Source organism: Alkalibacillus haloalkaliphilus C5 (genome assembly GCF_000269905.1).
GTDB lineage: Bacteria > Bacillota > Bacilli > Bacillales > Alkalibacillaceae > Alkalibacillus > Alkalibacillus haloalkaliphilus_A.
The window spans coordinates 20,399-27,470 of record NZ_AKIF01000017.1 but is presented as its reverse complement, the minus strand read 5'-3'; the positions used below and the strand labels follow the sequence as shown (position 1 = coordinate 27,470).

At 37.0% G+C, this 7,072-nt stretch carries 10 protein-coding genes; all 10 read left to right on the top strand.

What is annotated here, in order from left to right:
- Positions 1-343 precede the first annotated feature (343 nt).
- Positions 344-625 (top strand): 30S ribosomal protein S16, encoded by a 282-nt coding sequence (rpsP, locus tag A194_RS0103450; protein WP_017185498.1) that lies wholly within the window; start codon positions 344-346, stop codon positions 623-625.
- Positions 626-629: 4 nt separating this feature from the next.
- On the top strand, positions 630-857 hold the full coding sequence (locus A194_RS0103445) for a KH domain-containing protein (RefSeq protein ID WP_017185497.1): 228 nt from the start codon (positions 630-632) through the stop codon (positions 855-857).
- Positions 858-948: 91 nt separating this feature from the next.
- On the top strand, positions 949-1,338 hold the full coding sequence (locus A194_RS0103440) for a YlqD family protein (protein ID WP_017185496.1): 390 nt from the start codon (positions 949-951) through the stop codon (positions 1,336-1,338).
- A gap of 6 nt (positions 1,339-1,344) precedes the next feature.
- Entirely contained in the window at positions 1,345-1,869 is a 525-nt protein-coding gene (gene rimM, locus A194_RS0103435; RefSeq protein WP_017185495.1) for a ribosome maturation factor RimM, read from the top strand.
- On the top strand, positions 1,869-2,609 hold the full coding sequence (trmD, locus tag A194_RS0103430; protein WP_017185494.1) for a tRNA (guanosine(37)-N1)-methyltransferase TrmD: 741 nt from the start codon (positions 1,869-1,871) through the stop codon (positions 2,607-2,609). The genes rimM and trmD overlap by 1 nt, the downstream gene beginning before the upstream one ends.
- 125 nt (positions 2,610-2,734) lie before the next feature.
- On the top strand, positions 2,735-3,079 hold the full coding sequence (gene rplS / locus A194_RS0103425; RefSeq protein WP_017185493.1) for a 50S ribosomal protein L19: 345 nt from the start codon (positions 2,735-2,737) through the stop codon (positions 3,077-3,079).
- Positions 3,080-3,203: 124 nt separating this feature from the next.
- A complete protein-coding gene (ylqF, locus tag A194_RS0103420) occupies positions 3,204-4,055 on the top strand; it encodes a ribosome biogenesis GTPase YlqF (protein WP_017185492.1) in 852 nt (283 codons plus the stop codon).
- Positions 4,056-4,103: 48 nt separating this feature from the next.
- A complete protein-coding gene (locus A194_RS0103415) occupies positions 4,104-4,883 on the top strand; it encodes a ribonuclease HII (protein WP_017185491.1) in 780 nt (259 codons plus the stop codon).
- Between the two features lie 20 nt (positions 4,884-4,903).
- Positions 4,904-6,757, top strand: a complete 1,854-nt coding sequence (locus A194_RS0103410; protein WP_017185490.1) for a hypothetical protein — start codon at positions 4,904-4,906, stop codon at positions 6,755-6,757.
- Positions 6,754-7,023 (top strand): EscU/YscU/HrcU family type III secretion system export apparatus switch protein, encoded by a 270-nt coding sequence (locus A194_RS0103405; RefSeq protein ID WP_017185489.1) that lies wholly within the window; start codon positions 6,754-6,756, stop codon positions 7,021-7,023. The genes A194_RS0103410 and A194_RS0103405 overlap by 4 nt, the downstream gene beginning before the upstream one ends.
- The last annotated feature ends 49 nt before the right edge of the window (positions 7,024-7,072 follow it).

The window sequence follows — 7,072 nt, the reverse complement described above, 5'->3', positions numbered from 1 at the left end:
CAGGCCGGAAGATAATGCACATACTAGAAGATATACACGTCAATGATGGTGTGACGATCGTGTTGATTACACATGATGAAGCTATTGCAAAACGAGCAAATCATAAGATAGAATTGTTGGACGGTAAAATTAAAGTAGAAACAGTAAGTAAGGTTTAAATGTCCTTTATATTTATAGAATACATTGTACTATTATGAGACTTGGCTCTGAAAATCCGCTTCAAAGGGCTCCAATACAAAAAATAATAAATCTACAAACAATGTAATGTAAAAATCCTTTACACACTTTTGTTTCTCTGATACAATCTTAAATTGTGATAAGCAATTTGATGGAGGTGTAAGACATGGCAGTAAAAATCCGCCTAAAAAGAATGGGCTCTAAAAGAAATCCTTTCTATCGTGTAGTAGTAGCAGATTCACGTTCACCTCGTGATGGACGTATTATTGAGCAAATCGGCACATATAATCCAGTTACTGAAACACCAGAAGTTTCTATTGATGAAGAGAAAGCTTTAGACTGGATGACTAAAGGTGCTAAGCCAAGCGACACGGTACGCAACCTATTCTCAGACCAGGGCATCATACTAAGTTTCACGAGTCAAAAAATAACTAATAAGGATTTGTGATATCATGAAACCCTTAATTGAAACGATCGTAAGCCCATTAGTTGATCACCCTGATTACGTTGAAGTGACAGTTGAAGAAACGGACCGTAAAGTTCGTTACCACTTAACTGTTCATGAAGATGATGTCGGTAAAGTGATCGGTAAAAACGGGCGCATCGCTAAAGCTGTTCGAACAGTTGTACATGCAGCTAATTCGAACACAAATAAAAAGGTTTATGTTGATATTATGTAGTAAAGAGGGAGAGGGTTAAACCTTTCCCTTTTTTTCAGTTATAAAATGATATAAGCTTAAGACGAGTTATTTGAATGAAATGGGTGGTCTTATGCAAATTATACGAAAGACAACAGTGAAGCAAGTTGTGACTGAAGACAGTAAACAGAAGCTTGTTGAACAATTCCAAGAACAAGTGGCAGCTAAGCAAAAAGAAATTGAACAACTGAACTTCGAAAAGAAAAAATTGATATATAAGCAAAAGTTCGACCAACATAAAGTAGAGGAAAAGTTTTCACAAGAAGAGTTAAAAAGAAAACAATCGATCGAGTGGTATGAACTTCAAATCGAACAATTAGACCAATTACCATTAGGTAGTGAAATTACTGAAAAAGAAGTAGATGAAATTGTTGAAGTATCTGTTGGCGATGCTTACGATGAATTATTTGGTGATAGAGAAATCGTCGTTGAAGACGGAATAATAGTACGGATAAATAGGTGATGCTATATGAATAAAGATTTTTTAAATGTTGGTAAAATAGTAAACACACACGGCGTTCGAGGTGAAGTTCGTGTCATGTCGGTAACAGACTTCGAAGAGGAGCGATTTGAACCAGGTAGTCGTTTGTTCGTCGAAATGGACGGCGGAGAGCACGAAGAAGTAAGAGTTATAAGCCACCGAAAACATAAACAGTTTGACTTGCTAGTTTTTGAAGGGAACGAATCGTTAGATCAAGCCGAGCGTTTTAAAGGGCATCAGTTAAAAGTAGCATTCGAAGATTTGGAAGATTTAGATGAAGATGAATTTTATTATTACGAAATTATCGGTTGCGAAGTTTATTTAACGACAGGTGAGCATTTAGGGAAGGTTAAAGAGATTCTATCTCCTGGAGCAAATGATGTATGGGTCGTTCAACGTGTTGAATCTGGAATGAAAGATGCGCTAATTCCATACATTGATCAAGTTGTTAAAGAAGTTGATGTCGACAATCAAAAAATTGTAATCGAAGAAATGGAAGGGTTGCTTTCGTAATGAAGCTAGATATATTAACGCTTTTTCCTGAGATGTTTAAAGGTGTGTTTGAATCTTCTATTTTGAAAAAAGCAAAAGAGAAAAAAGCTTATGACTATCAGTTAGTTGATTTTCGAGAATATACCGAGAACAAACATAAAAAAGTAGATGACTACCCTTATGGTGGTGGTGCGGGCATGGTCTTGTCACCACAACCAATTTTTGATGCTGTGGAAGACTTAAAAAAAAGAGCTAACAGTAACCCTAGAGTCATCTTAATGTGTCCACAAGGTGAGCCTTATAGTCAAAAGAAAGCAGAAGAACTGGCGCAAGAAGATCATATAATCTTAGTTTGTGGTCATTATGAAGGCTTTGATGAAAGGATTAGAACAGAATTAGCAACTGATGAGATTTCAATTGGGGATTATGTTCTAACCGGTGGTGAGTTAGGTGCTATGGTTGTAACCGATAGTGTTGTCCGCTTATTACCAGAAGTATTAGGCAATGAACAGTCAGCACAAGAAGATTCGTTTTCTAATGATTTGCTAGAGCATCCACACTATACAAGGCCAAGTGATTTTAGAGGACATCAAGTCCCTGATACCTTGTTATCTGGTAATCATAAAAAGATTGAAGAGTGGAGAGAATATGAATCTTTAAAACGTACTTATGAAAGGCGTCCTGACTTAATTAATGAAGATCAGTTAACAGCACATCAACAGAAACTATTAAATGAAATTAAGAGCAATAAAAGCCCATAACTTTGTTGCATCTCATTACAGTGTATGATATATTAATTTAGTGCTTAAGTGTTCACTTAAGCTTGATAACGATACTCCGCTTCTTGAAATAAGTAAGAGTGTTAGTTTGGAAGGAGTGAACGAACATGCAAAAGATTCTAGAGCAAGTCGCACAAGATCAACTACGTACTGATGTACCTGAATTCCGTGCTGGTGACTCTGTAAAAGTACACGTTAAAGTTGTAGAGGGTAACCGTGAGCGTATCCAGGTATTCGAAGGTGTTGTAATTAAGCGTCGTGGTGGTGGAATTAGTGAAACGTTTACTGTACGTAAGATTTCTTACGGCGTTGGCGTTGAGCGTACATTCCCTGTACATTCTCCACGTGTTGACAAGATCGAAGTATCTCGTCGCGGTCGAGTACGTCGTGCGAAGCTTTATTACCTACGTAACCTACGTGGTAAAGCAGCGCGTATTCCTGAGAGACGATAAGTACATTTTGAAACAACGAAAAGAGCTTGACGTTCAGTCAGGCTCTTTTTTTACGTTATAAAGACTACATAATACTTTATCTTAAAGACTCGAAATGGTTAAGATAGACATAGAGGTGATCAAATTGACAATACAATGGTTTCCAGGACATATGGCAAAAGCGAAACGCGAAGTTGAAGAAAACTTAAAGTTAGTGGATTTAATAGTTGAGTTAGTCGATGCAAGGGCCCCTTTTTCAAGCCAAAACCCGATGCTTCAAGAAGTAACTGATGACAAACAGAAACTTGTCTTACTTATGAAAAGTGATTTAGCTGACTCTAAGCTAACTCAACAATGGGTTGATTACTTTGAGAGCGAAGGTAAATATGCACTTGCGATCGATGTAAACAACAAGGAAGACATAAAAAAGATTATTAAACAAACAAAAGTTATTAGTGAGAAAATAAACGAAAGACGGAAAGAAAAAGGGATTAACCCAAGGTCGTTAAGAGCGATGATTTTAGGGATCCCTAACGTAGGAAAATCCACATTAATTAACCGTTTGGCGAATAAGAAACAAGCAAAAACTGGTGACCAACCAGGTGTTACGAGACAACAACAGTGGATTAGAGTTCATGGTGAGTTTGAACTTCTTGATACACCAGGGATTTTATGGCCGAAATTTGAAGATGAAGAAGTCGGTTATAAGTTAGCAGCAATAGGAACTATTAAAGACCAAATATTGCATTTAGACGACATAGCGGTATATATAATGAGGTATTTCAAAGAACACTATGTAGAAGCATTGCTTGACCGTTATCCAACTTTGGATATAGAAAGTGAAGATATTGTGGAGTGGTTTGATGCCATTGGTAAAAAGAGGGGTTGCTTAATGTCAGGTGGACTAATCGACTATGATCAAGTAGCTGACGTTATTATCCGTGATTTAAGGCAAGGTCATTTAGGTAAAGTGACTTTTGATCAAGTAAGTCTTTAGTTTTTATTATGATTTGTCGATATAAGGAGTAGAAGGGGAATAGCCAAAGTGAAGAACGCACGGGGAACTATAAGCGAAATAAAACAACAGTTACAAAACGACGGTTTAACACATGAAGATATAGAAGTCATGCGACAAGATAAACGAGCGGGTGTTCAAAAGTTATTACAACAATATGATCAAAAGTTAGAGAAAGAACGCCAGCTTAAAGATCAATTTGAACAAATGAAAGTTTATGAATATCAGTTAAAATCTAAAGGCTATTATTCTGTAGCTGGAATAGATGAAGTTGGAAGAGGTCCTTTAGCTGGTCCTGTTGTGGCAGCTTCGGTTATTTTAGATCCGCGTGATGAATCTTTAATTGGGATCAATGACTCAAAAAAGCTATCTGAATTAAAACGAAACCAATTTTACGAGACGATTTTAAAGTGTGCTAGAGCAGTTGGTGTTGGTATAGTTGATAGTCAGACAATAGATGAGATCAATATATATGAAGCTTCTAAAAAAGCGATGAAACTAGCAATAGACGATATGGAAGTTAATGCTGATTATTATTTGTTAGATGCAATGAAGCTAGAAGGACTTCAAGCACCGCAACAGTCGTTAATTAAAGGGGATCAAAAAAGTGTCTCCATTGCCGCTGGTAGTATTGTAGCAAAAGTGACACGAGATCGTTTAATGGTTGAAGCAGGGAAAGAGTTTCCTTCATTTGAGTTTGATCGCAATATGGGGTACGGCACTGCAAACCATTTGAAAGCGTTAGAACAGCATGGACCGACTCCTTATCACAGAATGTCATTTAATCCTGTTTCTTTGTACAAAATTTAAGTTTAAAAGGCGTGAATGATATGGCGGAAATCAACAAAGTATTTCAATCGATTAGAGTGAGAGAATCGGGTTCCTCAAATTTATCGTTACGAGATGGACAAGTCGTTTCCGGTCGTATCATGAAGTTTTTTCCTGACCAAAAAGCAATGGTCCGTATTGGGCAACAACAAGTTGTCGCTCAATTAAGTGCGAATCTTCAAGCTAATCAAAATTATTTAATGCAAGTGAATCAAACGAGTCCATACATACATTTACAAGTTGTAAGTGAAGAAGTCGTTAGAACGCCAAATGATGCTGCTCGCGCTTTGCTTGAAGCAACCGGACAACAAGCAGGTAGACAACAACAAATGATGTTGGCAGGGTTCATTCGAGATCAATTACCAGTTACACAACAAAATGTTAGTAACTTATTACAGCTTGCACAATTAGGTTCTGACAATAGTGAAGCGGTTTTAAGAGAAATGCTATCTAGAAACTTTCCGTTAACGGAACAAACATTTAGGGCGGTTGACCAACGTATTAATCAACCAATGTCATTTAATCAAACGGTCAGTCAAATGCAATCTCAATTAGCACAAAACGCTTCACTTACTAATGAGCAAGCGCAGCTAAGCTTATATTTAAATGCCGTTAATGGAAGAGGTCAATCGAACCAACAAATCATGGCCCATTTAACGCATCAAATTTTAACTGAAATTGGTCGTGGATCAGAAACAACTTTTCAATTATTACAAAAAGCAGGTGTCATTAGCTCACAAGTTAGTTACAACCAATGGTCTAACACTTGGACATCTTGGGCACAAACAAATCAAGTAAGCTTTCAGTTAGGGAATAATGGTTTGCAAACACAAAATTTAAATCTACCCTTCAATATGAGCGCTCAAGGATTGCAAGACGGACTAGCTAACTTAGCTCATAATCAGTTGGCGGGTGGAGAACGGTCTCAAAAATTGTTAGCTCGATTTATTAATCAGTTAAGTAGTTTACAAGGTGGAACAGCTGATCGACTGAATTTCTTGGCAAATTTCAGTCAATCAAGTGTATTTAACCAAGTCCAAAACAACCTTCCACCTGCACAACAACAAATGATGCAACAAGTAGCCCAGATGCTACAACAAAATCAAGTTAGTTCATTACAGCAACTGTTAAGTTCTGAGCAAGGTGAGCAGTTAATTCGAAACTTGACGCGAATGTTGTCAGCTCAAGTGGACCAACAACAATACAGGGCTTTAAACGTTTGGCAAATTGTATTTAACCAACCTGCATCTTCGACTAATATGGCACAAGTGATGCAACAATTGCAAAGTTTTATGCACTTAACACAAAATGAAGCCATGCACCGTGCTCAAGATTACCCAACAATGCAAACATTACTAAATATGGTTAGTAGCCAAGTTGTTCATTCGGAACCTTTTCAACAAATGAATCAAATGTTGCAAGGGATCCATTTATCATTACAAGATAGTAGCCGAGAATGGATGCAGTTTTCAGCGCATTTTCCAAAAGAGATGTTCGGACTAAATGAAGATTTATGGATGGACTTTGAAGGACAAAAGCAGTCTGATGGTTCAATTCATCCGAAATATTGCCGTGTTATGTTTTATTTAAGTTTGCCGAATTTAAAAGACACAGTTATTGATATGCACGTGAAATACGGGGATGTATCCCTTTCAATTTTTCATGAATCTCCCCAACTGTTATCACCGCTTGTACACAGCATGGAATCAATGTTAAACATCAACCTTGATCAAAAAGGTTATGATCTACAGTCGATTGAGGTTAAACCTTTAAAAGAAGAAGTGATTGAATCGATTTCGAACAGTGAAGTGGAACAAGCTCAAACCACATATAAAGGGGTTGACTTTCGCGTATGAATGAACGTTATAAACGAAAAGAAGCAATCGCTTTACGTTATGATGAAGCGGAGAATAATGCACCTGAAGTGATCGCTAAAGGAAAAGGGTTAATTGCTGAAGAGATTCTAACACGAGCAGGTGAGCATGAAGTACCTGTTTACGAGGATCCTGCTTTAATAGAATTAATGAGAGAATTAAATATAAATGAAAAAATTCCTGAAGATTTGTATCAGGCTGTAGCTGAAGTTTTTGCGTTTATTTATCAATTAGACAAAAACTACTAAAAATTTCACGAAAACAATCTAAGGTTCTTTTGATTGTGACAATTTTCAT

Coding starts and splice junctions, on each gene's coding strand:
- A194_RS0103440 (WP_017185496.1), top strand. CDS start 949: ATGCAAATTATACGAAAGACAACAGTGAAGCAAGTTGTGACTGAAGAC.
- trmD (WP_017185494.1), top strand. CDS start 1,869: ATGAAGCTAGATATATTAACGCTTTTTCCTGAGATGTTTAAAGGTGTG.
- rpsP (WP_017185498.1), top strand. CDS start 344: ATGGCAGTAAAAATCCGCCTAAAAAGAATGGGCTCTAAAAGAAATCCT.
- A194_RS0103445 (WP_017185497.1), top strand. CDS start 630: ATGAAACCCTTAATTGAAACGATCGTAAGCCCATTAGTTGATCACCCT.
- A194_RS0103410 (WP_017185490.1), top strand. CDS start 4,904: ATGGCGGAAATCAACAAAGTATTTCAATCGATTAGAGTGAGAGAATCG.
- rimM (WP_017185495.1), top strand. CDS start 1,345: ATGAATAAAGATTTTTTAAATGTTGGTAAAATAGTAAACACACACGGC.
- A194_RS0103405 (WP_017185489.1), top strand. CDS start 6,754: ATGAATGAACGTTATAAACGAAAAGAAGCAATCGCTTTACGTTATGAT.
- rplS (WP_017185493.1), top strand. CDS start 2,735: ATGCAAAAGATTCTAGAGCAAGTCGCACAAGATCAACTACGTACTGAT.